Genomic DNA, 24904 nt, shown 5'->3' on the forward strand with positions numbered 1-24904 from the left:
TTATAAACAAAATCAATTAAAGTCAATTAACTAAGTGTTTTACTGAAAAAATTATCCACAAATAAAATTATTTTTTAAAATATTATGAATAATATCCGTAATCTATCTATTTTATTTAAATATTGCTAATTGATTTTATTGTTATTTTTTTATTTTTTATATAAACTCAGGAGATGAGTATTTCTAGCCATAACGGTACTAGGATTCTTCTTCACCCAAAGGTACAAATATGAGCAATATTTCTTCTAAACCAACCTCTCTTGCTGACTGGCAATTAGTTAAAGTTACAGGTGAGGATAACCGAGCTTTCTTGCAAGGTCAAATAACTAACGATATTAACCGACTTTCAGAAAAATCTACGCTTTATGCTGCTCATTGCGACAGTAAAGGCAGAATGTGGAGTACTTTATTGTTATTTCAACGAGGTAATGATATTTACTATATTGAGCGTAAAAGTGTTGTTAAAAAACAGATTGCCGAACTAACAAAATACGCTGTTTTTTCTAAAGTAACTATCGAACCAGTCGAAGATCTAAATATGGTCGGCTTGGTTGGAGATGCGATCCCCCCTGGAATCACAGAAAAATTAAGCGATAAAAACTGTTTTACTGAAAATAATATCACCTATATCAAACTACCTTTACCGCAAATGCGTGTTATTATGGTAACGCCGGAGCCTATTTCTGAAGATTTACATCCATGTAGCGACTGGCTAAAACTTGATCTGCAAGCTGGTTACCCTATCATTGATAATGACAATATGGCAATATTATTACCACAAGCCTGTAATTTGCAATCTTATGACGCAATCAGCTTTGAAAAAGGTTGTTACTGTGGTCAGGAAATGGTAGCTAGAGCGCAGTTCCGTGGAGCAAATACTCGTGGTATGTATGTAATAAAGGGTACGAGTGATGTTCTACCTAAAATAGGCAGTACGCTTGAGTATAAACTTGCCGGTGGTTGGCGAGAAGGGGGACTTGTGTTAGCTGCGGCAAAACTAGACGAAAAAGACGGTGTTTGTGTCCAAGTGGTACTTAATAATGGAATTGATTTAAATACGCCATTTAGAGTATATGGAAATGACAATAGCCGAATGACATTTTAATTGTTTTCGACTAATAAGCTGGAATAACGCAACGTTTATTCCAGCTGTCGTTGGAATATCGTTTTAACTTAGTTAGTAAGTTCTTGATTAACTATTTCAACAAAATAGCTTACACCAGTTGTTAACACTTCATCATTAAAGTTAAAAGCTGGATTATGCAAATTAGCCCCTTTACCAGCGCCCAACCATACATAAACACCAGGGATTTTTTGTAGCATAAAAGCAAAATCTTCTGAACCCATTGAAGGGAGAGGATCAATAATTAAGTTATCTTGTCCCACAACTTGTTTAGCAGCTGCAATAGCAATATCAGCTTGTTTAGCGTAATTGATGGTAGCTGGGTAACGGCGTTGATAATCTACTTCCGCCTTGGCTCCAAATGTTGTGGCAATACCTGTTGCTATTTGTTTAATACGATTTTCAGCCATATCTTGTACTTGTGCACTAAATGTTCTAACAGTACCGCGAATAACCGCTTCCTGTGGTAACACATTCCAAGTATCGCCACTATGAATTTGCGTTACGCTAACTACCAATGAACTTAAAGGATCAGCATTACGACTCACAATACTTTGTAATCCATTTACGATTTGCGTAGCTGTCAAAATTGTATCTTTTCCTAGATGAGGCGCAGCGGCATGAGCACCAACACCTGTTATTTTGATCTCAAATACATCATACGATGCCATCATTGGGCCATGATTAATATAAAAGTGATTTAACTCCATATTAGGTTGATTATGCATGCCATATACTGCTTCAATCGGAAATTGTTCAAATAAACCATTTTCAACCATGACTCTGGCTCCGCCTTCGTTTTCTTCAGCTGGTTGAAAAATAAGAACAACAGTACCAGCAAAATCACGGTGTTCACTAAGATATTTAGCCGTTCCTAGTAACATTGCAGTATGCCCATCATGACCACACCCATGCATTTTGCCAGAAATGGTTGAGCAATAATTAATATTATTTTCTTCAATAATATCTAATGCATCTATATCAGCTCGCAGAGCAATCCATCGTCCATCACGATTACCTTTAATAATACCAACAACTCCTGTTGGAGCAAAATCAGTATATAACTCGGTAATACCAAAGGATTGTAACTTTTCGATAATAAATTGCGTGGTTTTAACCTCTTCAAAGGCTGTTTCTGGATGGGCGTGAATATGATGGCGCCATGTTATCATTTCGGTTTTTAATTGATTAATACTATTAGATATCATAAGTAATTCCTTAGTAGGTGAATAACCTGCGGTTCAACAAACCTAGCTAACACTATAACGCGATTTTCACTTTTATAAAAATAACTATTTTTACTATGGATATCAATTTTAGTTATATATTGCATTTAATGAAAAAATAATACATTTATGCACTTTTAACACTTATTGATTAACAATAAATTGATTAAAACACCTATTTTCCTGAAACTTTTTAACAGAAATAATAAATCACATAACCAGAAATTAATAAGAAAGGACCAAATGGAATAACTTTTGATTTTGGTTCATTGATCACATATCGCAAAAAAAGAGAATATATAATCCCCAATAGGGAAGCAAAAAATAATAACATTGGTAATGATGTATAAGGCAACCAAGCACCAAGAGCGGCAAGCAATTTGATATCACCTCCCCCTAATCCCTGTTTTTTAAATACCAAATAAAATAAAGTAGCAGGTATTTTTAATAATAGATATCCCCAAAAGATACCTAGCAAAGCATCGGTTAAAACGATGTTTGCCAAATCAAAATAGGCAAGCATTACACCTGTCCACATTAATGGTTGGGTAAACAAATCTGGCAATAAATAGTATTTAAAATCGATTAAAGCTAAAAGTAAAAAATAACAACCAAGAATCATTAAAATACCGCTTTGATAATTGATGCTTTTATCAATATAGATAAAAGTAAATAAAACAGCGACAAATAATTCAACAATAAGATATTGGCATGAAATATTGGTATTGCAGTAATAACAACGTCGTTTTAATATTAACCAAGAAATAATCGGTATCAATTGCCAAGCTTTAAGCTTACTATGACAATGTGGGCAAGCAGATCGATGAAAACTAATTCGACATAAATATTGGTATGGTGTCAGTGTTGGCAAATAACGATAATAAGCAACATAAACAAAGCTACCGATACAAAAACCTAAATAGATAATAATAAATACTAACATTAGTGAATTACATCGCCCATTTGGAATATCGGTAAATACATAGCCATAATTAAACTGCCAATAATTAAAGACAAAACTAGCATTAATAATGGCTCAAATGCTTGTGATAAATTATCGGTTAAGGTTTGATTTTGTTCTTGATAATAAATTGCTAATTTATCGAGCATTAAATCTAGTGTGCCTGATTCCTCCCCCACATGAATTAACTGTGAACATAAATTAGGAAAGTATCGTTGCCCATGCAATACATGGCTAAATGGAAGCCCTTGCTCAATGCCTACAATAATTTGAGAAATACTATCACGATAAAGACAATAGCAAGTAGTATTAGCCGCCGCAGTTAAACCAGCTAATAATGGTATGCCAGCTTTTTGAGTGATTCCAATTGTTTGAAAAATCTGAGTTAAGCAAGTGGTTTGAATAATTTTTCCAATAAAGGGAAATTTTATTACTATCATTTCGATTTTACGTCGATAACGCACTTTTAAATAGCGTTGATAACAGAAATAACTAATAAAAAAGACGATACACCAAATTAACCAGCTTTGTTGCAAATAACTCGAAAAATCAATAACTCCTTGTGTAAAAGCTGGTAGTTCAGCATCGAAATTTTGATAAATATCGGAAAATTTTGGTAAAACGAATAATAACATTACCAAACTTGCCATCATTGCAATCAATAATAAAAACAACGGATAACGAATTGCCTTTTTTAGGCTTTTTTGCAGTTTAATTGATTTTTCAAGCAATAACGATAATTGTTCAAAACTTTCATCGAGCTGCCCAGTTAGTTCACCTGTTGCTATAATCTCACAATACAAAGAGGAAAACACCGATTGATGTTGCTGCAATACTTGAGATAAAAATTCGCCTTTAGCGACTTGTTGTTTGATATCAAGTAACAAATATTGCCAATGCGGTTTGGTTTGCTCTTGAGCTAGCAATTGTAATGTATCAATAATAGACAAACCTGCTTTTAACATAGTCGCTAATTGTTTGGTAATCATCAGTAGATCTGTACGATTAAAACTATGTACAGTAATAATTTTACCAGCTTTAATCTTAATGGCAATTTTACCTTGCAATAATAACAGTCTTTTAGCTGCCTGTGATGATTCGGCAATAATTTTGTGTTGATTAAAATCAACATCATACCAATAATAGAGCCGTTTCACGCTGTATCACCCAAGACTCGATTTAATTCAGCTAATGTTGTCACGCCCTGCCTCACTAATTTTTGTCCTGCTATTTTTAGCGAAGTCATATTTGAAGGTAAAATAGTTTGATTGGCTAATATTTGTTGTTGAATATCGGGCGTGATAACTAAAAACTCGTATAACCCAATTCGTCCTTTATAACCGCCAATACAATTTGGGCATCCTGAAGCTAAATAATGCGGTTCGTATTCATTGCCTAGCTTAACTAAATCACTCGCCACAACTTTGCAGTGTGAGCACAATTTTCGAACTAACCGCTGAGCAATAATTAATTTTAAACTTGATGACAATAGATAATTTTCTATCCCCATTTGCTTTAATCGTGTTATTGCCTCGACACTTGAATTAGTGTGCAATGTAGATAATACTAGATGCCCTGTTTGCGCAGCTTGAATTGCAATTTCGGCGGTTTCATGATCGCGAATTTCGCCAATCATCATTACATCAGGATCTTGCCGTAGTAAAGCACGCAATACAATAGCAAATGTTAAGCCAGCCTTGAGATTAATCGCAGTTTGATTAATACCCTCTAGAGGAATTTCAATGGGATCTTCGACACTACAGATGTTACGTTCGGTTTTATTTAACCGCTTTAATCCACTATATAACGTCACCGTTTTACCGCTTCCTGTTGGACCTGTAACTAAAATCAATCCTTGTGGGTAGTCTAAAATTTGTTTAAATGTTAACAGATCTGCATCCGTTAACCCTAAATCATTAATGGTTAATTCAGATTCATGATTATCCATTACTCTTAAAACAATTTTTTCGCCATTCATTACAGGCAAAGTGGAAATACGCATGGTATAACGATCAATAATGAGTTGGCCATCTTGCGGTAATCGATGTTCAGCTATATTTAGTTGAGACATGATTTTTAATCTTGCTGTTATCTGTTTCGCTAATGCAAGTGGGGGTGATAACATATCGTGCAAAACACCATCAATGCGCATACGAATACGATAGCTATGTTGGTAAGGCTCAAAATGAATATCCGAAGCACGCTTATCTAATGCTTCAAGTAACAATTTATCGATACTTTCAATTAACTGTTCTTCTTGCATAAAGGTGGTTCCTTATTCGTCAATTATTAAATACAAACATTAGAATTTAAAAATATCTTCACAAGCACTGGTTAAACTGGTATCACTTGGCGATGTAGTACAAACTCGGCTCCAATCTAAATTGCCATTTGTAGCATTGATTGTTGGTGTTAGTGTAGTAGTTAACCCTGTTAAGGCGCTAGTTCCAACCAAAGTAATAACTCCGTTATTAACCGTAATAGAAGTAACATAATTTGATGTCCGACTAGCTGGTACGCCATTATTACCATTACTACAATTGGTTAAGCTACCTTGCTCTACAGCACAAATTTCTACAGCGGTTTTATACGATGTCATTGTTTGCAACATATCAGTCATTGCGGCTTTTTTTACATATCCCTGATAAGCAGGAACACCGATAGCGGCTAAGATAGCGATAACAATAATGGCAATCATAAGTTCAAATAACGTAAAGCCCGATTGATTAGACATAAACACCTCTATTTTTTAGTCAATTATTTAATCTAAGAGCCTTTATAGCAAAACAAAAAAATGGAATAATAATGAAAAAGTAAGATTAGAAAGTAAAATCCTTAATGTAGTTAATTATTACGTTGTATGTTCAATTTTTGCGAAGCAAATCGCAAAATAGACAAATCCATACATCGGTTTATCAAATAAGTGGAGTCACTATGTCCCTAAAAATTGTTAATGGCTGGTTACAAGGTATAAAGCAAGTTGTTTCGCCTTTTTATAATGAACGCCCTATTAATAAACCGATATCACTACTTGTTATTCATAATATAAGCTTACCGCCCAATGAATATGGAGGTCCTTATGTTGAGCAATTATTTACTGGTCGGCTCGATCCCAACCAGCACCCGTACTTTGCTTCGATTCATCAACTTGAAGTATCAAGCCATCTATTTATTCGACGTGATGGTGAAATTATTCAATTTGTTCCATTTGATAAACGTGCCTGGCATGCAGGAAAATCAGCATTTGAAGGGCAAGAAAATTGTAATGATTTTTCGATCGGCATCGAAATGGAAGGATGTGATAGCGATAATTTTACCGAACAACAATATCAGCAATTAGTAAACGTTACGTTATTATTACAACAAACTTATGCCATCAAAGATATTGCTGGGCATAGCGATATTGCTCCAAATCGAAAAACAGATCCTGGCCCCTATTTTGATTGGCTACATTATCAGAATTTATTAACACAAAAATCGCAAGGGCAAAAGCTACTAAATCAACTTGACCAAATTATTGAGGAATTACAAAAAATCGATTTATGGCAAACTATACCGCCAAATCCCAATGCATTTTTAAGCCAAGAACCTTTTGCTATCGATACCATGCAAGCACACGAATGGTTACAATGGATTTTTATTCCACGTATACAAGCAATGATTGACGCCAAAACAAATTTGCCCAAATTTGCCTTACACCCTTATTTTGAAGAAGCACTAAAAGAGCAAGAACAAGATGTTAATCATCTACTTTACCTAATTAAGCAACTTGATGATTTGTCGCAACTTAATTATGAAAAATTACCGCATTAATATGCGGTAATAATTAAAGTTAACAAACATGAAAAAATGCTCAGACAGAGCATTGATTTTATTGAATTTTTATTTAATTCCCACTACTATTCATTCGACGATACTCATTAACTGCTTGCTGATGGTTACTGTAAGTACTTGAGAATGTATGTCCACCTGTTCCATTCGCCACAAAAAACAGATAATTGGTTTTAGCTGGGTGTGCTGCAGCTTCGAGCGAGGCAATGCTTGGCATTGCAATTGGAGTTGGTGGTAATCCTTCAATAACATAAGTATTATAAGGATTTTCAGTATCGGTCAAATCAACGCGCCTAATAGTACCTTTATAGTTATCGCCTAAACCATAAATAATAGTTGGATCTGTTTGTAACTTCATTTTAGCTCTTAAACGATTAACAAATACCGATGCCACATTAGCACGCTCTGAACTAATACCTGTTTCCTTCTCAATAATTGATGCAATAATCAGTAATTCATAAGGGGATTGATAAGGAAGATTACTATCCCGATTATCCCAAATTTTTTGCAAATTACTTTTCATCGTCATATGCGCACGTTTTAGGATATTAATATCTAAAGTGTCTGCGGTATAAAGGTAAGTATCAGGCGATAACCAACCTTCAATTGATCCTTCAATGCCTAATAACTTAGCAATTTCTTCATCTGTTTTTCCAACTAATGTTTGTTCAATGTATGGCGTACTTTGAATAATATTTAACCAATCTTTAGCTCGTTTACCTTCCACAAATTGAATTGAAAAATTGCTTTCTTTACCCGACACTAATAATTGCAAAAACTCTTCAACGGTCATATGTGGGTGTAATTGATAAGTTCCTGCTTTAATTGATCTCAATGAAGGATTCAATTTACACAAATAAGGCAATAAATAAGCACTATGCATTAATTTACTTTCTTTAACTTGTGCAACCAATTGGTGCATGGATGTGCCTTTTTTCAAAACAAACATCTGGTTTTCGTTGGTTACTTGCATTTGTTGTTTAGAAAACTGCTGTAAAAAGTAATAACCAATACTGATCGAGCCGCCAATAATTAATATAAAAGAAAGTAAAGTGTATAAAAATATTTTTTTAATCATAATTTAATTTATCTATATAATGAATTTTTGCGCGTGAAGTTAAGCGCGTTATTAATTCGTAAGCACTAATTCCAGTATGCTTTGCGATTTCCTCAACAGGAAGTCCTGCTCCCCAAAATATGACTTCATCACCTGGTTTTTCAAGACAATTTATACCTAAATCAACTACAATCATATCCATTGATACTCGACCAACGATTGGTACTTTTCGACCATTAATCAAAACAGGAGTATTTTCTGGAATATTTCGTGGATAACCATCACCATACCCCATTGCAACCACACCTAGTTTAGTATCTTGCTGGCTACACCAAATTTGACCATAACCAACTGATTCACCTTTTTTGTGTTTTCGTACCGCAATTAATTCAGATTTAAACGTCATTGCAGGTTGTAGCTCAGCAATAGATTCATCAAAAGGTGAAACGCCATATAAAGCAATACCTTGACGCACAACATCTCGCTGAGCTTTTGGCCAGGCTAATATACCGCCCGATGCAGCAATTGAGCACTTGCCAATAAGTGATTTATCATCAATGGAATCAATAAACTGATCAAATAGTTCTATTTGCTTTAACGTTTGTTTTGAAGTGAGATCATCAGCCGAACTGAAATGGCTCATAATGTTAATTGGTGTACGAACTACTGAACAACTAGCCAAACGATAAAATTCGTCCTTTGCTTCATCAGGACAAAAACCTAACCGATGCATCCCTGTGTCAAGCTTAAACCATGTGGTAATTTGATCTTTACGGAGGGATGTTTGCAATATGTCAATTTGCCATTTGCTATGAATAGCTGGTTGAATGTTAAAATCAATAAAATAATCCAAATCATCATGCGGGAAGAAACCTTCCAAAGCCAGAATCGGTGTGTTAATACCATTGTTTCGCAATTGCATAGCTTCGGTAAGGCGCGATACACCAAAATAATTCACTTTATCATGTAATAATTGAGCAATCTCCTCACTACCGTGTGAATAAGCATTGGCTTTTATAATCGCAACTAGTTGACTATTTGGAGCCATTTTTTTGAGATACTCAACATTATGAATAACTGCTTGACGATTAACTTCAACAACTGCAATAGACATTTCTTTGATCCAGACTCTTATCGAACCATTATTTTAAATTCTGTTTCTAATAATAACAAATTTTTTACAGTATACAAATCGGTGGAAATTTTAGGCTATTACGGAAATTAGTATTTTTAATCAATAGAATATACTAAACCATAATTTTAACTTTATGACGAGTTAATATTTGTTTTGTCATAGTAAACGTTAATAATGGTAATAACTTACCTACTCACCAAGTTTTTATAAAGATGCCTTAATGCCATTGTAGGATAATAAATTAACATTCTTGGACCAGAAAACCGCATTACCTGTTTAATTTTTAATTTATAATCTTTACGATAACAATGTTTAGGGCAACGTTCACATGTCGTTTTTTCTTCACCAAAACGGCACATTGTTAAGCGTTGCATAGCATATTGCAACAGGTCGTTGCATTCCTCACATAACTGATGATGTTGGCTATGATGTTGTTTAAAGCAATATAAATAGATCATTGCTCTTACTGTTGCTTTTTCTTGCTGTATTTTAGGACCGTTATTGTTTGCAACCATAATTACATACACGTTAATTAAGAAAGTGGTAAAATAAAATCATCTAATATGATCACAAGGATTTGTTGTAATGGCAAGAATTATCAATAAAGACACAACTGTTTGCATGTCCCTTTCAGCAAGACCAAGCAATTTTGGTACTCGCTTTCATAACTATTTGTACGAAAAACTCCATCTTAATTACTTATATAAAGCCTTTACTACCAATAATTTGAAAGATGCGATTTATGGCATTAAGGCCTTAGGTATTAGAGGTTGCGCCATTTCAATGCCTTATAAAGAAGCTTGCATTGAGTTTATTGATGAATTAGATGACTCGGTAAAATCTATTCAATCGATAAATACCATTGTTAACACCAACCATCATTTAAAAGCTTATAACACTGATTATATTGCCGTTGCTAAACTCATTGTAGAAAATAAGATTGATAATACAACACCATTTGTATTAAAAGGCAGCGGAGGCATGGCTAATGCGGTGATCGGAGCTTTTTATGATGCGGGATTTAAAAATGGTATTATTGCCGCACGTAACCAACAAAAAGGCGAAGCATTAGCCAAACGATATGGCTATAAATGGGTAAAGGATGAGCAAGAAATATTGCCACATCAAGCCAAATTGATTATCAATGTTACCCCAATTGGTATGCTTGGTGGTATTGAGTCTGAGGCGCTTGCATTTCCCACAACTATGATAAAAAATGCCGATATTGTGTTTGATGTAGTTGCCCTTCCCGTTGATACTCCCATGATAAAATATGCCCAAAAGATAAATAAAATCATTATTTCAGGTGCTGATGTTGCTGTTTTACAAGCGCTTGAACAGTTTGTGTTATATACCGGTGTAACCCCGAGCGATGAGTTAGTAAGGCAAGCAGGAGAATTTGCAAGGCAAGGTTAAATAAAGTTATTCATTCCACCGTGTTCACCGGTGGAATTTAAATAAAATTTAAGTTAATAATTTATAACATTGTCTGATGCAATTTATTATATACAGCTAATAATTTTTGGTGCATATCAAACTGTTCTAGATTGTTATTGGTCTGTTTCTCGATTTTCGTATAATTAGCTAAACAAAAAAATGTTTTGTCACCATTAGCGTATTGCCACATATCATCAACACAGGTTTTACTATACATTTTATTAAATGCGGCTTGATAGTTATTAAACTGTTTTTTGTCTCGTTCTAAAATAAAATTAACTAATGTCTGTAAACAACGATAAGCATGATTGCGCGATGGCGTGAATATAGACTCGTTCATTTCAATCGTCCAATCAATCCACTGTTGTGCTTGTATTAAGTCTTTGCCTGCCAATGCCAGCATTGCTTTTAACTCGCCAACGCGAAGAGTTAACCAAGCATTATCGTTACCTGTTGCTATGCCTAGCAGTTCGCGAATTCGAGCATAATCATCAAGCCCTTCATCATCAAGCTGTTCAATAATTGCTAGGTACTGTTTAGCTGTACGTTTTTGGTAAGGTAATGACAAAATAAGCTCTCGTAATCCTATAGCCATATTGCTATTGGCAATTATAAGATCTTCAGGAGGATAAATTTCAGACATACCAACGGCCAGAATTCGGCAAGCATATACACCAAGGTGTTCGTAGTCCATAATTAACACTTCAGTATTATGGCGGGTAAAAATAGCCATCAAATTAGCAAATTCTTGCTCAGTTGAACCGGAAAAGTCCCAATCGACAAATTCGTAATCTGCTTGCTCATTAAATAGATCCCATGAAATCAAACCGCTCGAATCAATAAAATGCGTTTCTAAATTGCTAAGGTCGGCAATATCATCATTATCAAAACTTGGAGGTGAAAACACATCAAGATCTTTTAAACTGCGTCCTTGTAGTAATTCTGTTACTGTTCTTTCAAGCGCAACGCCAAAATTTGGATGCGCACCAAATGAGGCGTAACACGTTCCATTTTGTGGATTAAATAACACTACACAAATAACCGGAAACTCTCCACCCAATGAGGCATCAAAACAGTAAAGCGGAAAGCCTTCGCTTTCAAGCGCATCAATTGCAGCTAAAACGGTGGGGTAACGGTTAATCACTTCAGTTGGGATAATTGGTAAGCTAATGCCTTCGGCTATAATCTTATTTTTAGTATAACGCTCAAAAATTTCAGATAACCCTTGTACTCGAGCCTCATTACGAGTATTACCGGCTGACATTCCATTAGAGGCATATAAATTAGCAATTAAATTAACTGGCACATAAATAGTTTTTTTGTCAGACTGCTGTTCAAATGGTAAAGCGCAGATACCTCGATCACCATTACTTGATTGTAAATCAATTAAATCTGTTGCACTCAATTCTTGATTAGGATCATAAAACTTAAGTAGTTCTTTGGATAATACTCCTTTAGGTAGGGAATTATCTTCAGGAATAGTGAACCATTTTTCACTTGGATAATGCACAAAATCGGCATTCGCTATTTGCTCTCCTAAGTAAAAATCTGAAAAAAAGTAATTGGTTGATAACCGTTCAAAATACTCTCCTAAAGCCGATGCTAATGCCGCCTTTTTGCTTGCGCCTTTACCATTAGCAAAGCACAGTGGACATTTAGTATTTTGAATATGCACTGACCACACATTAGGTACCGGATTTAGCCAAGAAGTTTCTTTTACTTCTAAATCATATTTTGCTAATTGCTGCTGAAAATAGTTGATCGAATCTTCAAGAGCAGCATCTTTACCGGGGATATAAGTTTTCATAAGTTAATCTCAAAATAATTTTATGTTATAATTGTTGCGCTTTTCAAAAATTATCACTTTATACGCAAATATAAAAAAATAGAAGTAATAAAATCAATCCAACTAAAAAGGAAATAAAATGAACAAAAAAATAGACTTTAAAGGCTTTACCATTAAAGACTTATTCTTCTTTGATAAAATGTTAACACCTTCTTTTATCACAATCGTGTATTGGATCGCATTATTACTTATTGGAATTAGTGCGTTCTCTATGATATTAGGTAGTTTTGCTGCATTTACTTATAGCTTTACTATGGGTTTAGTTGCTTTTTTCACTGGCATTGTTACCTTAGTTGTGGGCTTTATTTCAACTCGCATTGGTTTTGAATTAATTTGTGTACTATTTAATATTAATCAAAATATTCAAAAATTAGCTAATGAAAAGACCAATTCAGAAAAACAAGAAGAATGTTCTGATACAGATCCTATTAATTAATATCGTTTATTTAACTATATAGCTTAAAAATGCGAGAACAAATTCCCGCATTTTTATTTTTCATGTAATTTTAATTTACATGTTGTCAAATCAAAATAATCAGTTAACCAACATTAAGATCGCTAAGAGGCCATCTTGGTTTAACACTAATAACTAAATCTGAATACTGCCTCTCTTTTAAATGAATCATACCAGCATAAGCAATCATGGCACCATTATCGGTACAAAATTCGAGCCTTGGATAAAAAACTTTTCCTTTTCGTTGATGCATCAACTCAGTCAATTTAGTACGCAGTGTTTTGTTAGCACTTACCCCACCAGCAACTACTAAATTTTTAAATCCTGTTTGTTCAAGTGCTCGTCTTACTTTAATCACCAATGTATCAACCAAAGCATCCTCAAATGCTCTAGCAATATCTGCTTTAGTTTGTGGATCAATAATATGATTATCACTATGCTGATGAATCATATTAGCTGCGGCTGTTTTAAGGCCTGAAAAACTAAAATCAAGCCCAGGACGATCAGTCATTGGCCTAGGAAAATGGAATCGCGCTCCACTACTCTGTTCAGCCAATTTTGATAATTTTGCGCCACCGGGATAATCTAAACCAAGCAATTTGGCTGTTTTATCAAAAGCTTCTCCTGCAGCATCATCAATTGACTCTCCAATAAGTTCATATTTACCAATACCAGTCACACTAATAAGCTGTGTATGTCCCCCCGAAACTAATAATGCAACAAAGGGAAATTCAGGTGGATTATCTTCAAGCATCGGCGCAAGTAAATGGCCTTCCATGTGATGAACTGCAACAGCTGGTACGTTCCAAGCATAAGCAAGCGATCGTCCAATCGATGCGCCTACCATCAACGCTCCAATCAATCCCGGACCAGCAGTATAGGCAACCCCATCAATATCGTGTGCGGTTAAATTAGCTTGTTTTAAAGCTGCTTGAATTAATGGCACGGTTTTACGAATATGATCGCGCGATGCCAGCTCTGGCACCACACCTCCATAATCAGCATGTAATTTAATTTGTGAATAAAGCTGATTTGCAATTAAACCATTGACATCATCATAAATGGCTATACCAGTTTCATCACATGAAGTTTCAATACCAAGGATCTTCATTAATGCCTACCTACAAAATCGTTAAGATCTTCTTCACTCCAAAGATCTTGTTCGGTAATATCTTTATCAGCAATACGATGCTCTTCAGTTGCCCAATCACCTAAATCGATAAGCTGGCAACGCTTACTGCAAAATGGACGATAAAGACTAGTTTGACTCCATTCAACTTCTTTTTGACAAGTTGGGCACTTAACAAATGTAGTATTTTTATTCATTTCAACTCTTTTTTAATAACAGTATTCAATCAACAACAGGCTAATTCAAATTCAATTTCATCAGTATTGACGTTATCGTAATTCTCAAGTGCTAAAAAGCGAATACTATAACGCGACAAATGACCAGATACTTGAGGATATACATTTTTATCTAAAGAAATTCGAATACGAATCAAATTAACATCACCATTTGTTTCTTGAAAAAAATTATTGGTATAAACAAACGGTCTAAATTCCCCTAACCGTCGAATTAATTGCATATAACATGTTAGAGATTTATCAAGTATTGATAAGTGTTGTAACCAATTTTTTATTTGATTATAACGCCTTTCTTGTGAAATTCTGAGCCATAAATGAAACGAAGGCAAGTCAAAACTACAACATCCCCCCGGAATCATTAAACGTTGACGAATGGCTGTAATAAATCGATCATCTTTTAATGGTTGTCCTAAACGTCCAATTGTATTAAATTGGACAATAAAATCATCAAATTGCTGAATCAGGTCATTGAGTAAATCATGATCCACGCCTTCGACATTTAACCACAAAATTAACTTTTGTTTTTGCGATTCAAGCTCTTTAACCAAATCACCTTTAATATCATTACGCTCAATAATCTCTAACAACTCAGACAATGCATGAAAAAAAATCAAAGCACTATTGTCATTAAAATGACAATGTACATTTAATTGATTTAATAAAAATTCAACTCTAAGCCAAGTACGCATTTTTTCATTTAATGGATGTTCAAAAATAATATTATTCATCTATTCTAAATCTTACTTTTAAAGCTATTTAAATATTGTTGATGCAGTAGATTAACTTGTGTTGTTAGCGACAACAAATTACCGTCATTAACTATAATATCATCAGCATAAGATAAACGTTTCTTTAAAGATACTTGTGACTGTATCATCTTTTTAGCTAATGATTCACTAATATTATCCCTTTTTACTAATCGTTCCAATTGTAGTGAAAATGAGGTATCAATTATCAGCACACGATCAGCCCAAGTATGCAAATTGTTTTCAATCAATAACGGCACAACCCAAATTAGATAGATTTTACTTTGCATAGCAATTTGTGTTTGAGTTTCTTGTTGAATGATGGGGTGCAACAAATTATTAAGCCAGAGCCGTTCATGCTCATTATTAAAAATAATTTCGCGGAGTTGACTACGATCAAGTTCTCCATTAGCGAGTAAAATTTCTTGGCTGAAATGCTTAACAATTTGGTTAAACGCATAACTACCAGGTTGCACAACTTGCCTCGCAATAATATCTGCATCAATAATAGGCACGCCTAATTTGGCAAACAAATCAGCAATAGTGCTTTTACCACTGGCAATACCACCACTGAGCGCAACAACATAAGGCATAAAGCAAATTCCAATCCAACAAAAAATTGCTTTATTATAACATATATATAAGTTGATTAAATAATACTAATAAGGAGAAAGATTCAGTTGTTAATTAACTATTGCATTTCCAGAATAATTCACAAAATTAGCGAATAATAACAACAATCCCCCCCAAAATTTACCACCAATTGAAAAATAAATTAAATAAAACAGTTGTTTTATATTATTAGCTGTATATAATTACATGTATCTGTATATAAAAACAGGAATATGTAATGAGACCATTAACTGAGCGCCAACAACAGATTTATGATTTAATAAAAGATAACATTCAAAATACTGGTATGCCACCTACACGTGCTGAAATTGCCCAGAAATTGGGGTTTCGATCTGCCAACGCCGCCGAAGAACATCTGAAAGCCTTAGCTAAAAAAGGCGCAATTGAAATGATCGCCGGCTCATCACGCGGAATTCGCCTTTTACTTGAAACACCTATTGAGCCAAACGAACAGGATGGTTTGCCCCTTATTGGACAAGTCGCGGCTGGTTCGCCAATATTAGCGCAAGAGCATATTGAAAGCCATTACCAAGTTGATCCTTCACTATTTAAACCTCGCGCAGACTTTTTATTAAGAGTGCAAGGTATGTCAATGAAAGATATTGGTATATTTGACGGTGACTTGTTGGCTGTACATAAAACCCAAGACGTTAAAAATGGACAAGTTGTTGTAGCTCGTATTGATGATGAAGTTACAGTTAAACGCTTGTCGCGTAAAGGCAAGCATGTACATCTTCTTGCCGAAAATGCCGAGTTTTCGCCAATCAAAGTTGATTTAGAACAGCAAAATTTTGCTATTGAAGGATTAGCGGTTGGTATTATTCGTAACGGATCTTGGATGTAAGCAAACTCATAGACGCAAGTATATAGAAGTATAGCCAAAGTTAGTATAAAATAGCACTTAACTAACGTGTGGGAGATTACTATGTGGCTATTTTGGTTATACGAATTTTTAGGGTTTATTGCAGTTTTATTACTCGTTTTTGGGTACTGCCGTTTTAGAGGGATCGGTTTTTGGCTTTTTATTTGGAAACATCTAAAATGGGTTGCTTTAGCTGTATTAATTACTTGGTTAGGTATTGCATTACTTTGTCGCGTTGATTTATATAATGCAACTCACTGTTATTTTAGAGGCGAAAGTATGCGAGCTAACACAAAATATTCTATCTTTTTAGGCGAATGCCAAGTAGAAACACCTAGCGGCAGTTATGTTCCTATTGAACGAGCTAGAGCATTACCTGGCTCAAGTCACCATGATGATGATGCCGACTCTACAAACGATTTTTATCCTATAAATTAACATGTTGTCAAATCGACAAACAACCAAAATCCGGCAAATGTCATTACAATTGTCGGATTTTTATTTTGATAGATCAATAACCTTATAAACGAATTGAGAAAATTATCCAATAGTCTAAATCAATTTATTAACTGATTTGTATATTAGCCTGCTGAAAAGCCAAATAACGTTGCTCTAACTTTTTGAAACTAAAAATCAATGTAAAGCTCACACAAAGATAAATCACTGCTGCAATACCAAAAGCATGAAAAGGTTGATAGGTTTCGGCATAAATATCGCGCGCAATCTTCATCACATCAGGCACAGTAACAGTAAAAGCCAGTGCAGTTGAATGCAACATAAAAATAACCTCGTTACTATAAGTTGGCAATGCAATACGAAATGCTCTTGGAAAAATGATATAACGATAAATTTGAAAACGATTAAAACCAAGTGCTGTTGCAGCTTGAATTTCGCCATTTGGCACATTCCGCATAGCTCCAGCAAAAACTTCAGTAGTATAGGCGCAGGTATTTAGGGTAAAAGCTAACACCGTACAATTTAAACCACTTTGAAAAAAATCGCCTAACCAAGCATTATTTTTAACCACACTTAAGGTATATATACCAGTGTAAATAATCAATAACTGCACATATAAAGGCGTACCTCGAAAAATATAAGTAAATAGCCAAATAGGTAGTTTAATCAGTTTATTTTGTGCGTTTCGCCCTACCGCTAACGCTAGCGACAAAATTCCCCCCATTAAAACCGATAAAATAAAAATCCATAGCGTCATCGCAAGACCAGTGATATTATAACCATCGGTCCATAATAGTGATTGCCAATATTGTTGAATAATTTCTAACATGAGTTCTTATAATTTAGTTTTAGTAATGCCAATAGAATAATGCCGTTCAAGCCACCATAAAATGATATTAGATATTGATGTAAAAAACAGATAAAACGCCCCAGCAATCAAAGCAAATAATAAGGGTTGGTACATAGCTTCACCTGCATTTTTAGTAGCTTTGACTAAATCCGATAACCCCAATAACGACACTAATGCTGTCGCTTTTAACACCACTAACCAATTATTAGCAATACCTGGCAGGGCAAAGCGCATCATTAAAGGAAACATTACATACCCAAATACTTGCACTTTACTTAAACCAAGCGCTGTTGCTGCCGCTAAGGTGTTTCTAGAAACAGCAAGATAAGCTCCTCTAAAAGTTTCGGTAAAATATGCCCCATAAATAAAGCCTAACGTAATAATACCAGCGATTAAAGGATCAACTTCAATAAAAGGAGCGTTAAAATAATCAGTTATATTATTAACCAAAAACTGCAAGCCAAAAAAGATTAGCATCATCAACACTAAATCGGGTACACCTCGAATTAACGATGTATAAGCCTGACAAAGCACATTACATACTTTTGAATGACTCAGTTTACCTAATGCACAAACAATACCAAGTATCATGGCCAGTAGTAGCGATGTCAATGCTAAAATAATAGTCAACCATGCACCTTGACAAATTAAAGAAATATACCCCTGCATGGTTTATTTTTTATTACCGTACACATTAAAATCAAAATACTTATTGTTGATTTTTTGGTAGGTGCCATCAGCTAAGAGGTCTTTTAAAGCTAGGTTAAAGGCTTCGCGCAACTCATTATCATTTTTACGAAAACCAATTCCTACTCCAACATCAAAGTAGTTCGCATCGGTTAGAGCATCCCCAGCAAAAATAAAACCTTTACCTTGTGGCTGTTTTAAAAAGGCATAACTGCCAGTGACTTCATCTTGCAATGCCGCATCTAAACGACCTGCCACTAGATCAGAAAATACTTGTAACTGATTTTGATAAGGCACAATAACTACACCGTTCGGACGCCACATCTCGTTGGCGAAATGTTCTTGCGATGTACCTTGCTCAACACCAACACGCTTACCTTTCAATGACTCAGCATTAGGCATTAAATTAGTACCCTCTTTAACAATCAAACGTGAATAAGTCATAAAGATTTCGTCAGAAAAAGCGATCTGTTTTTTACGTTTTTCGGTCATCATTAGCGAGGACGAGATAATATCAATCTTTCTTGATAATAACGACGGGATCAACGCATCGAAGTCGGTCGATTGAAAAGTACATTTAATATTGATCTTTTCACACAATGCTTTCGTGAGTTCAATGTTGAATCCAGTAACTTCACCATTAGCATCAATAAAATCAAAAGGCGCATAGGACGTATCCGAACCAACTTTAATCGATTCAGGTAAGGCAGCATAACTTGCCATTGGCAAGCTTAAACAACCAAAAATAACTAATTTTTTTAATAAATTCTTCATGTTTAATCTTTCCTTTTTTATTTAAGGCAATAATATAACGTGTTCTAAGGTAATTTTATAATAAAAAAAAGTTATTATTGTGGTGTATAAAATTAGAATTACTTAATGGCAAAAACGCTAGACAAAATAGTTAAAGTTGTTACTTTTAACAACTAACAAAAAGCTAGTTTGATTAAGCTTTGGTTGCAAAACCTTGAAAACGGTTTTAAAAAAATTTTGTCAAAAAGTTTCAGGTAACTATATGTTAAAGTATAAAATGAGTTGTTTTGTTGGGTTCAGGTTTGTGTTGTTGTTATTTTATTCATCAGACATCCATTTTGCGAAAATAATGTTTGTCTGATTAAATTCTAAGTATTATAGGTAAACTAAATTGTATCAAGTATAAAAAACCGACCATAGAGGTCGGTTTGTCTTTTGAAGTTTTATTACTGTTGGGCTTCAATGTTGCCGCCAACTAAATCTAGATGAATAGTTTTACCTGGGACTAATTTACCTGACAGTATTTGTTGTGCCAATGGGTTTTCGATCTCTTGTTGGATCGATCGTTTTAACGGTCTTGCGCCATAAATTGGGTCAAAGCCAACCTTAGCTAACTGTTCAAGTGCAGCATCCGAAATATCCAATTGGTAACCACGTTCTTCTAAACGTTTTTCAACGTGTGCTAACTGAATTTTGGCAATCGCTTTAATGTTTTCTTGACCTAATGGGTGGAATACCACTGTTTCGTCAATACGATTGATAAATTCTGGTCTAAAGTGTTTGGTTACAACCGTCATCACTAGAGATTTCATTTCGTCATAACTTAGTTCAACTTGACCTTGAATTAGGTCAGAACCTAAGTTTGATGTCATAATTATGACAGTGTTACGAAAATCAACTGTGCGACCTTGACCATCTGTTAAGCGCCCATCATCCAATACTTGCAGTAAGATATTAAAGACATCTGGGTGTGCTTTTTCGACTTCATCAAGTAAAATTACTGAGTATGGTCGTCGTCTAACTGCTTCGGTTAAATACCCCCCTTCTTCATACCCAACATAACCTGGAGGCGCACCAATTAAGCGAGCAACGGAGTGTTTTTCCATAAACTCTGACATATCTATACGCACCATAGCATCTTCGCTGTCAAACATAAAGTTAGCCAATGATTTGCAAAGCTCGGTTTTACCGACACCCGTTGGTCCTAAGAATAGGAATGATCCAATCGGTTTATTTGGATCTGAAAGCCCTGCTCGGCTACGTCGAATCGCATTTGCAACCGCTAATACTGCTTCATTTTGACCAATTACACGTTTATGTAAGGCATCTTCCATGTGCAATAGTTTATCTTTTTCGCTCTCAAGCATTCTAGAGACTGGAATACCTGTCGCTTTAGATAATACTTCTGCAATTTCGTTATCGGTCACTTTGTTACGCAATAACTTCATGGTTTTGCCTTCTAACTGCGTTGCTGAAGCAAGTTTCTTTTCGAGCTCTGGAATTTTGCCATATTGTAATTCTGACATTTTGTTCAAGTCGCCAGCTCGACGAGCTTGCTCTATTTCAGTACGTGCCTTTTCTAGTTCTGCTTTGATGTTTTGAGTCCCCGAAACAGCTGCCTTTTCTGACTTCCATTCTTCTTCAAGTGAAGCATATTCCTTTTCTTTTTCAGAAAGTTCATCATTTAACATTTGTAGTCGCTTTTTACTCGCATCATCAGATTCTTTTTTAAGCGCTTGTTGTTCAAGTTTAAGTTGAATTATGCGCCTTTCAAGTCGATCTAAAGATTCTGGTTTTGAATCCATTTGCATACGAATACTTGATGCGGCTTCGTCAATTAAATCAATCGCTTTGTCAGGTAACATGCGATCAGAAATATAACGATGCGATAATGTAGCCGCAGCTACGATTGCCGGATCGGTTATTTGCACATGGTGATGCAGTTCATAACGTTCTTTTAAACCACGCAAAATAGCGATAGTATCTTCAACTGTTGGTTCGGTAACATATACTTTTTGGAAACGACGCTCTAACGCAGGATCTTTTTCAATATATTGACGGTATTCATCAAGCGTTGTTGCTCCCACGCAGTGTAATTCACCGCGAGCTAATGCGGGTTTTAACATATTACCAGCATCCATTGCTCCATCGCTTTTTCCTGCGCCAACCATGGTATGGATTTCGTCAATAAATAATATAATGCGACCTTCTTCTTTTGCTAAGTCTTTAAGCACGGCTTTTAGGCGTTCTTCAAATTCCCCTCGATATTTGGCACCAGCAATTAATGCACCCATGTCTAATGATAAAACGCGTTTATTTCGTAATCCTTCAGGGACTTCACGGTTAACAATGCGTTGTGCTAATCCTTCTACAATAGCAGTTTTTCCTACACCTGGTTCCCCAATTAATACTGGATTATTTTTAGTACGACGTTGTAATACCTGAATAGTTCGACGAATTTCTTCATCACGACCAATAACAGGGTCAAGTTTACCTTGTTCTGCTCGTTGAGTTAAATCAATGGTGTATTTTTTAAGTGCACCGCGTTGATCTTCTGCATTAGGATCGTTCACGTTATCGCTACCTCTTACTTGATTAACTGCTTGGCTAAATTTATCTTTATTAACACCTGATCTTTTAAGAAGATCGCCTAAACTGCCCTTATCTTCTAAAGCGGCTAATATAAAGAGTTCTGATGAAATATAGCTATCACCGTTCTTTTGGGATAATTTATCGCAAAGATTTAATACTCGAACAAAATCTTGCGATGGAATAACATCTCCACCCACACCTTGAACTTGGGGTAATCGGTCAATAGCTTGAGCTAATTCTTGTTGTAAATTAACAATATTTGCACCTGCTGCAATCAATAAAGGCATTACACTACTCCCTTCTTGATTAAGCATGGCTGATAGGACATGCACAGGCTCTATATATTGATTGTCTTTACCTAATGCCATTGACTGCGCATCAGCTAAAGCTTGTTGAAACTTATTTGTTAGTTTATCTAACCTCATAGTGTTTATCTCCTGAGCAATAAATTTGGATTAAACGCTTAACACATTTAATCCATTTGCATGTGATCTAAATGAGTGTTGCAACCTAAATTTCAAGAGCAAAGTTAAAATATTTTTTACAAAATTTATACAACAAAATTATCAAGTATGTAAGAATTAATTGACATAAAAATAAAGCTGTTTGCAATTTAAGCAATTACATCTAAATTTCGTTTTAAGATATACTGGTAAGATGACAAATTCACTTTTATCCCTTATATTGTTACCTTTATTTTGTTAGGTTCGCTAACCGTGGTTCGTAATCCATCCCACGAAAAAAAACTAGGAATATAAAATGTTCAAAATAGCCAAAGAGTTTCAATTTGATGCTTGTCACATGTTAGATGGGCACAATAAAAAGTGTCATAATCTGCACGGCCACACTTATCGCCTATTAGTTGAAATTAGCGGAGAGCTTATTGATAACGGCTCAAGCCAAGATATGGTCATGGATTATGCCGATTTAAAGCTAATAGTTAAACAACATATTGTCGATCCGTTAGATCACGCCTATCTTTACAATCAACATAACCCTAATGAGTGCCGTATCGCGTCGTTACTACAAGAAATGGATCGTAAAATTTTTGCCTTTCCATGTAGAACCACCGCAGAAGGAATGAGCAAATTTATTTTTGATTGCTTATCGCAATATTTGCCTGTTTCGATGATCAAACTATGGGAAACGCCAACTTCATATTGTGAATATCATCGGAGTTAATGATGATTGAATTTCGTATTGTTGAAATCTTCGAATCCTTACAAGGCGAAGGTTATAATACTGGCATGCCTGCTGTTTTTATTCGTTTTGCAGGATGCAATTTAAATTGTGCCTGGTGTGACACTAATTTTCGAAAATTTACTCGATTCACGTTAGATGCTTTAATGACTAAAGTGAGCGAATATAAAAGCAAAAATATTATTATTACAGGTGGCGAACCGACAATGGTTAAAGCGTTACCTGAATTGCTTTTGCCACTCAAAAAAGCTGGTTATTTCATCGCCATTGAAAGCAACGGTCTTGGTAAAGTCGATCCGCTTATTGATTATATTGCGCTAAGCCCTAAATTTTGTTATCAGTCACGCTATCAAAAAATAGTACAACCAATAGCAAATGAAGTACGCATAGTAGCCGAAAATCACTGCGATTTTATTCCTTTTTGCCAATATATCGAAACTCATATTCAAGCCAAACGCTATTATCTATCTCCTTGTGAAAAAGATGGTGCATTTAATATGTTTGAAACGATAGAGTTGTTAGGAAAAATCAACCAAAATCGACTGAATAATAAATGGCTTTTTAGTGTGCAAAGCCACAAGTTTGCCAATATAGAATGATAAATTAGTACTAAAGAGAACTAATTAAATATTCATAAAATCAAGAAGTTTTATTAATTTTAATTGAATAATTGTTTAATCTATAATAACCTCATATAAATTATTTATATGGAATTAACTGTCATGCGTTTTTGCTATTGTTTATTGCTAACTTTGTTTACAACTCCAGTTATAGCTTGGGATATAGTTTGTGATAATACTTTAACTTGTCGTGTTATAGAATATAGTGATATATCTGATACAGGAGTGATAAAATCGTCAATTTTATTCCAGCGAAAAGCGGGGGCCAATCAGCCAGTTGAAATTTATGTTAGAACAAAAAATAACAAAGAAGAAGATGAAGAAGGTATTGAAATTAAAAACACTCAACAATTAGATAATTCATTGGCTGCATTCATTAATCAAGAGTATTTAGGCGAATTAAAAGAAATACAAAATAATATTTATCAGTTGTCACAATTCCAAGCTACAAAAATTATTCAAGCATTTACAAAAAATGAGAAAGTTATATTCCGTAACAGTAGAAGTCAATCATTTTATACCAATGGCGGATTTTATGATGTCATGTTAACAATGGACAAAAAACAAGGACGGGTTGGTACAACTGGCGCAGTTATAGCACATGGTAATAAAAATGAATCAAACGTTTATGCACCAATACCTGTACCAACTGTAAAAAAAGGTAAAGTAATTGCTCCAGAACAAAGTCAAGAACTTAATACCAATGAAGTAATTAAAATATTCCCTCAATTCAAAAAACGCTATATACATGAAGCTAAATGTGATGCTTATGATTTAGAAGATCCTTATTATGATGAAACACAAGGATATGATAAAAGATTTCGGTTAATTAAATTAGATAATAACCACGATTTACTTGAAACTAGGTGTTGGTTTAGCGCATATAACTCAGGTAACGCCTATTGGATAATTTCTAACACTGCTAAACTAAGTAATAAAAATATAAAATTTATAAATAATGAGGGCAATACATACAAAAATGGAACAATATCCAGTATAGCTAAGCTAAGAGGTGAGGGAGATTGTTTAGAAAAATCTAGCTGGACTTGGAATGGACATAAATTTATGCT

At 34.7% G+C, this 24904-nt stretch carries 25 protein-coding genes, 2 pseudogenes and 1 riboswitch; of the genes and pseudogenes, 10 read left to right on the plus strand and 17 right to left on the minus strand.

The window, feature by feature from the left end; genetic code table 11:
• Positions 1-229 precede the first annotated feature (229 nt).
• On the plus strand, positions 230-1105 hold the full coding sequence (ygfZ, locus tag B9N71_RS08240) for a tRNA-modifying protein YgfZ (RefSeq protein WP_065611291.1): 876 nt from the start codon (positions 230-232) through the stop codon (positions 1103-1105).
• 68 nt (positions 1106-1173) lie between these two features.
• Here ygfZ and B9N71_RS08245 read toward each other — a convergent pair whose 3' ends face one another.
• The 5 genes from B9N71_RS08245 to ppdD form a co-directional block, all read right to left on the minus strand.
• Positions 1174-2331, minus strand: a complete 1158-nt coding sequence (locus B9N71_RS08245; RefSeq protein ID WP_065591022.1) for a M20 aminoacylase family protein — start codon at positions 2329-2331, stop codon at positions 1174-1176.
• A 211-nt stretch (positions 2332-2542) separates the two neighbouring features.
• A complete protein-coding gene (locus B9N71_RS08250; protein WP_085165463.1) occupies positions 2543-3292 on the minus strand; it encodes a prepilin peptidase in 750 nt (249 codons plus the stop codon).
• Positions 3292-4467: a type II secretion system F family protein gene (locus tag B9N71_RS08255; protein ID WP_085165465.1), complete on the minus strand. Its 1176-nt coding sequence runs from the start codon at positions 4465-4467 to the stop codon at positions 3292-3294. Before B9N71_RS08255 ends, B9N71_RS08250 begins: the two co-directional genes overlap by 1 nt.
• Positions 4464-5573 carry an ATPase, T2SS/T4P/T4SS family gene (locus B9N71_RS08260; RefSeq protein WP_065591019.1) on the minus strand — a complete coding sequence of 370 codons (1110 nt, stop codon included), beginning with the start codon at positions 5571-5573 and terminating at the stop codon, positions 4464-4466. Before B9N71_RS08260 ends, B9N71_RS08255 begins: the two co-directional genes overlap by 4 nt.
• 39 nt (positions 5574-5612) lie before the next feature.
• On the minus strand, positions 5613-6044 hold the full coding sequence (ppdD, locus tag B9N71_RS08265) for a prepilin peptidase-dependent pilin (protein WP_065591018.1): 432 nt from the start codon (positions 6042-6044) through the stop codon (positions 5613-5615).
• A gap of 200 nt (positions 6045-6244) precedes the next feature.
• Here ppdD and ampD point away from each other — a divergent pair.
• Together ampD and B9N71_RS13545 are read left to right on the plus strand one after the other, a co-directional pair.
• Positions 6245-6793: pseudogene (gene ampD / locus B9N71_RS13540) on the plus strand (1,6-anhydro-N-acetylmuramyl-L-alanine amidase AmpD); the annotation flags it as partial.
• 21 nt (positions 6794-6814) lie between these two features.
• Positions 6815-7123: pseudogene (locus B9N71_RS13545) on the plus strand (YqcC family protein); the annotation flags it as partial.
• Between the two features lie 73 nt (positions 7124-7196).
• Here B9N71_RS13545 and mltG read toward each other — a convergent pair.
• From mltG to B9N71_RS08285, 3 genes are all read right to left on the minus strand, one after another.
• Entirely contained in the window at positions 7197-8219 is a 1023-nt protein-coding gene (gene mltG / locus B9N71_RS08275; protein ID WP_085165467.1) for an endolytic transglycosylase MltG, read from the minus strand.
• Positions 8212-9312 carry an alanine racemase gene (gene alr, locus B9N71_RS08280; protein ID WP_085165469.1) on the minus strand — a complete coding sequence of 367 codons (1101 nt, stop codon included), beginning with the start codon at positions 9310-9312 and terminating at the stop codon, positions 8212-8214. Before alr ends, mltG begins: the two co-directional genes overlap by 8 nt.
• A gap of 206 nt (positions 9313-9518) precedes the next feature.
• Entirely contained in the window at positions 9519-9848 is a 330-nt protein-coding gene (locus B9N71_RS08285; RefSeq protein ID WP_034911385.1) for a nitrous oxide-stimulated promoter family protein, read from the minus strand.
• A gap of 70 nt (positions 9849-9918) precedes the next feature.
• Between B9N71_RS08285 and B9N71_RS08290 the strand changes: the two genes are divergently transcribed.
• Positions 9919-10749 (plus strand): shikimate 5-dehydrogenase, encoded by an 831-nt coding sequence (locus B9N71_RS08290; protein WP_167370083.1) that lies wholly within the window; start codon positions 9919-9921, stop codon positions 10747-10749.
• Between the two features lie 61 nt (positions 10750-10810).
• Here the strand turns inward: B9N71_RS08290 and ycaO are convergent, their stop codons facing one another.
• The gene (ycaO, locus tag B9N71_RS08295) at positions 10811-12577 is read right to left on the minus strand and encodes a 30S ribosomal protein S12 methylthiotransferase accessory factor YcaO (RefSeq protein WP_085165471.1); all 1767 of its coding nucleotides are present in this window, start codon (positions 12575-12577) and stop codon (positions 10811-10813) included.
• A gap of 118 nt (positions 12578-12695) precedes the next feature.
• Between ycaO and B9N71_RS08300 the strand changes: the two genes are divergently transcribed.
• Positions 12696-13052, plus strand: coding sequence for a DUF4282 domain-containing protein (locus B9N71_RS08300; protein ID WP_194240423.1), 357 nt, complete (start codon positions 12696-12698; stop codon positions 13050-13052).
• 103 nt (positions 13053-13155) lie between these two features.
• Here the strand turns inward: B9N71_RS08300 and tsaD are convergent, their stop codons facing one another.
• Genes tsaD through coaE form a run of 4 tightly spaced genes read right to left on the minus strand, consistent with a single transcriptional unit; the run spans position 13156 to position 15774 of the window.
• On the minus strand, positions 13156-14181 hold the full coding sequence (tsaD, locus tag B9N71_RS08305) for a tRNA (adenosine(37)-N6)-threonylcarbamoyltransferase complex transferase subunit TsaD (RefSeq protein WP_085165473.1): 1026 nt from the start codon (positions 14179-14181) through the stop codon (positions 13156-13158).
• On the minus strand, positions 14181-14396 hold the full coding sequence (yacG, locus tag B9N71_RS08310) for a DNA gyrase inhibitor YacG (protein ID WP_085165475.1): 216 nt from the start codon (positions 14394-14396) through the stop codon (positions 14181-14183). Before yacG ends, tsaD begins: the two co-directional genes overlap by 1 nt.
• Positions 14397-14425: 29 nt before the next feature.
• Complete coding sequence (gene zapD / locus B9N71_RS08315; RefSeq protein WP_034911364.1) at positions 14426-15163, minus strand: cell division protein ZapD; 738 nt, start codon at positions 15161-15163, stop codon at positions 14426-14428.
• A gap of 5 nt (positions 15164-15168) precedes the next feature.
• Positions 15169-15774 (minus strand): dephospho-CoA kinase, encoded by a 606-nt coding sequence (coaE, locus tag B9N71_RS08320; protein WP_085165478.1) that lies wholly within the window; start codon positions 15772-15774, stop codon positions 15169-15171.
• A gap of 257 nt (positions 15775-16031) precedes the next feature.
• On the opposite strand from coaE, the gene lexA reads away from it, so the two are divergent.
• Positions 16032-16658, plus strand: a complete 627-nt coding sequence (gene lexA / locus B9N71_RS08325; RefSeq protein WP_065591009.1) for a transcriptional repressor LexA — start codon at positions 16032-16034, stop codon at positions 16656-16658.
• 81 nt (positions 16659-16739) lie between these two features.
• Entirely contained in the window at positions 16740-17114 is a 375-nt protein-coding gene (locus tag B9N71_RS08330) for a hypothetical protein (RefSeq protein WP_065591008.1), read from the plus strand.
• A gap of 127 nt (positions 17115-17241) precedes the next feature.
• Here the strand turns inward: B9N71_RS08330 and hisM are convergent, their stop codons facing one another.
• From hisM to clpB, 4 genes are all read right to left on the minus strand, one after another.
• Entirely contained in the window at positions 17242-17961 is a 720-nt protein-coding gene (hisM, locus tag B9N71_RS08335; RefSeq protein ID WP_085165480.1) for a histidine ABC transporter permease HisM, read from the minus strand.
• A gap of 6 nt (positions 17962-17967) precedes the next feature.
• On the minus strand, positions 17968-18651 hold the full coding sequence (locus tag B9N71_RS08340) for an ABC transporter permease (protein WP_085165482.1): 684 nt from the start codon (positions 18649-18651) through the stop codon (positions 17968-17970).
• 3 nt (positions 18652-18654) lie between these two features.
• Positions 18655-19443, minus strand: a complete 789-nt coding sequence (locus B9N71_RS08345; RefSeq protein ID WP_085165485.1) for a lysine/arginine/ornithine ABC transporter substrate-binding protein — start codon at positions 19441-19443, stop codon at positions 18655-18657.
• Positions 19444-19868: 425 nt separating this feature from the next.
• Positions 19869-22439 carry an ATP-dependent chaperone ClpB gene (gene clpB, locus B9N71_RS08350; protein ID WP_085165487.1) on the minus strand — a complete coding sequence of 857 codons (2571 nt, stop codon included), beginning with the start codon at positions 22437-22439 and terminating at the stop codon, positions 19869-19871.
• A 285-nt stretch (positions 22440-22724) separates the two neighbouring features.
• Positions 22725-22770: riboswitch (PreQ1 riboswitch) on the plus strand.
• Positions 22771-22773: 3 nt separating this feature from the next.
• On the opposite strand from clpB, the gene queD reads away from it, so the two are divergent.
• From queD to B9N71_RS08365, 3 genes are all read left to right on the plus strand, one after another.
• Positions 22774-23196: a 6-carboxytetrahydropterin synthase QueD gene (gene queD, locus B9N71_RS08355; RefSeq protein WP_065611257.1), complete on the plus strand. Its 423-nt coding sequence runs from the start codon at positions 22774-22776 to the stop codon at positions 23194-23196.
• 2 nt (positions 23197-23198) lie between these two features.
• Positions 23199-23813, plus strand: a complete 615-nt coding sequence (locus B9N71_RS08360) for a 7-carboxy-7-deazaguanine synthase QueE (protein WP_143422091.1) — start codon at positions 23199-23201, stop codon at positions 23811-23813.
• A 123-nt stretch (positions 23814-23936) separates the two neighbouring features.
• On the plus strand, positions 23937-24904 hold a 968-nt coding region (locus tag B9N71_RS08365), incomplete at its 3' end, for a DUF1176 domain-containing protein (RefSeq protein ID WP_085165492.1).

The sequence above is a fragment of the Gilliamella bombi genome, assembly GCF_900103255.1.
Lineage (GTDB): Bacteria > Pseudomonadota > Gammaproteobacteria > Enterobacterales > Orbaceae > Gilliamella > Gilliamella bombi.

What these genes read in the sequence shown, in the direction of transcription:
- coaE (WP_085165478.1), bottom strand. Translation starts at nt 15,774, where the DNA reads ATGCCTTATGTTGTTGCGCTCAGTGGTGGTATTGCCAGTGGTAAAAGC.
- B9N71_RS08345 (WP_085165485.1), bottom strand. Translation starts at nt 19,443, where the DNA reads ATGAAGAATTTATTAAAAAAATTAGTTATTTTTGGTTGTTTAAGCTTG.
- B9N71_RS08340 (WP_085165482.1), bottom strand. Translation starts at nt 18,651, where the DNA reads ATGCAGGGGTATATTTCTTTAATTTGTCAAGGTGCATGGTTGACTATT.
- yacG (WP_085165475.1), bottom strand. Translation starts at nt 14,396, where the DNA reads ATGAATAAAAATACTACATTTGTTAAGTGCCCAACTTGTCAAAAAGAA.
- lexA (WP_065591009.1), top strand. Translation starts at nt 16,032, where the DNA reads ATGAGACCATTAACTGAGCGCCAACAACAGATTTATGATTTAATAAAA.
- tsaD (WP_085165473.1), bottom strand. Translation starts at nt 14,181, where the DNA reads ATGAAGATCCTTGGTATTGAAACTTCATGTGATGAAACTGGTATAGCC.
- ppdD (WP_065591018.1), bottom strand. Translation starts at nt 6,044, where the DNA reads ATGTCTAATCAATCGGGCTTTACGTTATTTGAACTTATGATTGCCATT.
- B9N71_RS08285 (WP_034911385.1), bottom strand. Translation starts at nt 9,848, where the DNA reads ATGGTTGCAAACAATAACGGTCCTAAAATACAGCAAGAAAAAGCAACA.
- B9N71_RS08290 (WP_167370083.1), top strand. Translation starts at nt 9,919, where the DNA reads ATGGCAAGAATTATCAATAAAGACACAACTGTTTGCATGTCCCTTTCA.
- B9N71_RS08360 (WP_143422091.1), top strand. Translation starts at nt 23,199, where the DNA reads ATGATTGAATTTCGTATTGTTGAAATCTTCGAATCCTTACAAGGCGAA.
- zapD (WP_034911364.1), bottom strand. Translation starts at nt 15,163, where the DNA reads ATGAATAATATTATTTTTGAACATCCATTAAATGAAAAAATGCGTACT.
- B9N71_RS08250 (WP_085165463.1), bottom strand. Translation starts at nt 3,292, where the DNA reads ATGTTAGTATTTATTATTATCTATTTAGGTTTTTGTATCGGTAGCTTT.
- B9N71_RS08245 (WP_065591022.1), bottom strand. Translation starts at nt 2,331, where the DNA reads ATGATATCTAATAGTATTAATCAATTAAAAACCGAAATGATAACATGG.
- ygfZ (WP_065611291.1), top strand. Translation starts at nt 230, where the DNA reads ATGAGCAATATTTCTTCTAAACCAACCTCTCTTGCTGACTGGCAATTA.
- hisM (WP_085165480.1), bottom strand. Translation starts at nt 17,961, where the DNA reads ATGTTAGAAATTATTCAACAATATTGGCAATCACTATTATGGACCGAT.
- clpB (WP_085165487.1), bottom strand. Translation starts at nt 22,439, where the DNA reads ATGAGGTTAGATAAACTAACAAATAAGTTTCAACAAGCTTTAGCTGAT.
- B9N71_RS08260 (WP_065591019.1), bottom strand. Translation starts at nt 5,573, where the DNA reads ATGCAAGAAGAACAGTTAATTGAAAGTATCGATAAATTGTTACTTGAA.
- B9N71_RS08330 (WP_065591008.1), top strand. Translation starts at nt 16,740, where the DNA reads ATGTGGCTATTTTGGTTATACGAATTTTTAGGGTTTATTGCAGTTTTA.
- alr (WP_085165469.1), bottom strand. Translation starts at nt 9,312, where the DNA reads ATGTCTATTGCAGTTGTTGAAGTTAATCGTCAAGCAGTTATTCATAAT.
- ycaO (WP_085165471.1), bottom strand. Translation starts at nt 12,577, where the DNA reads ATGAAAACTTATATCCCCGGTAAAGATGCTGCTCTTGAAGATTCGATC.
- B9N71_RS08300 (WP_194240423.1), top strand. Translation starts at nt 12,696, where the DNA reads ATGAACAAAAAAATAGACTTTAAAGGCTTTACCATTAAAGACTTATTC.
- mltG (WP_085165467.1), bottom strand. Translation starts at nt 8,219, where the DNA reads ATGATTAAAAAAATATTTTTATACACTTTACTTTCTTTTATATTAATT.
- queD (WP_065611257.1), top strand. Translation starts at nt 22,774, where the DNA reads ATGTTCAAAATAGCCAAAGAGTTTCAATTTGATGCTTGTCACATGTTA.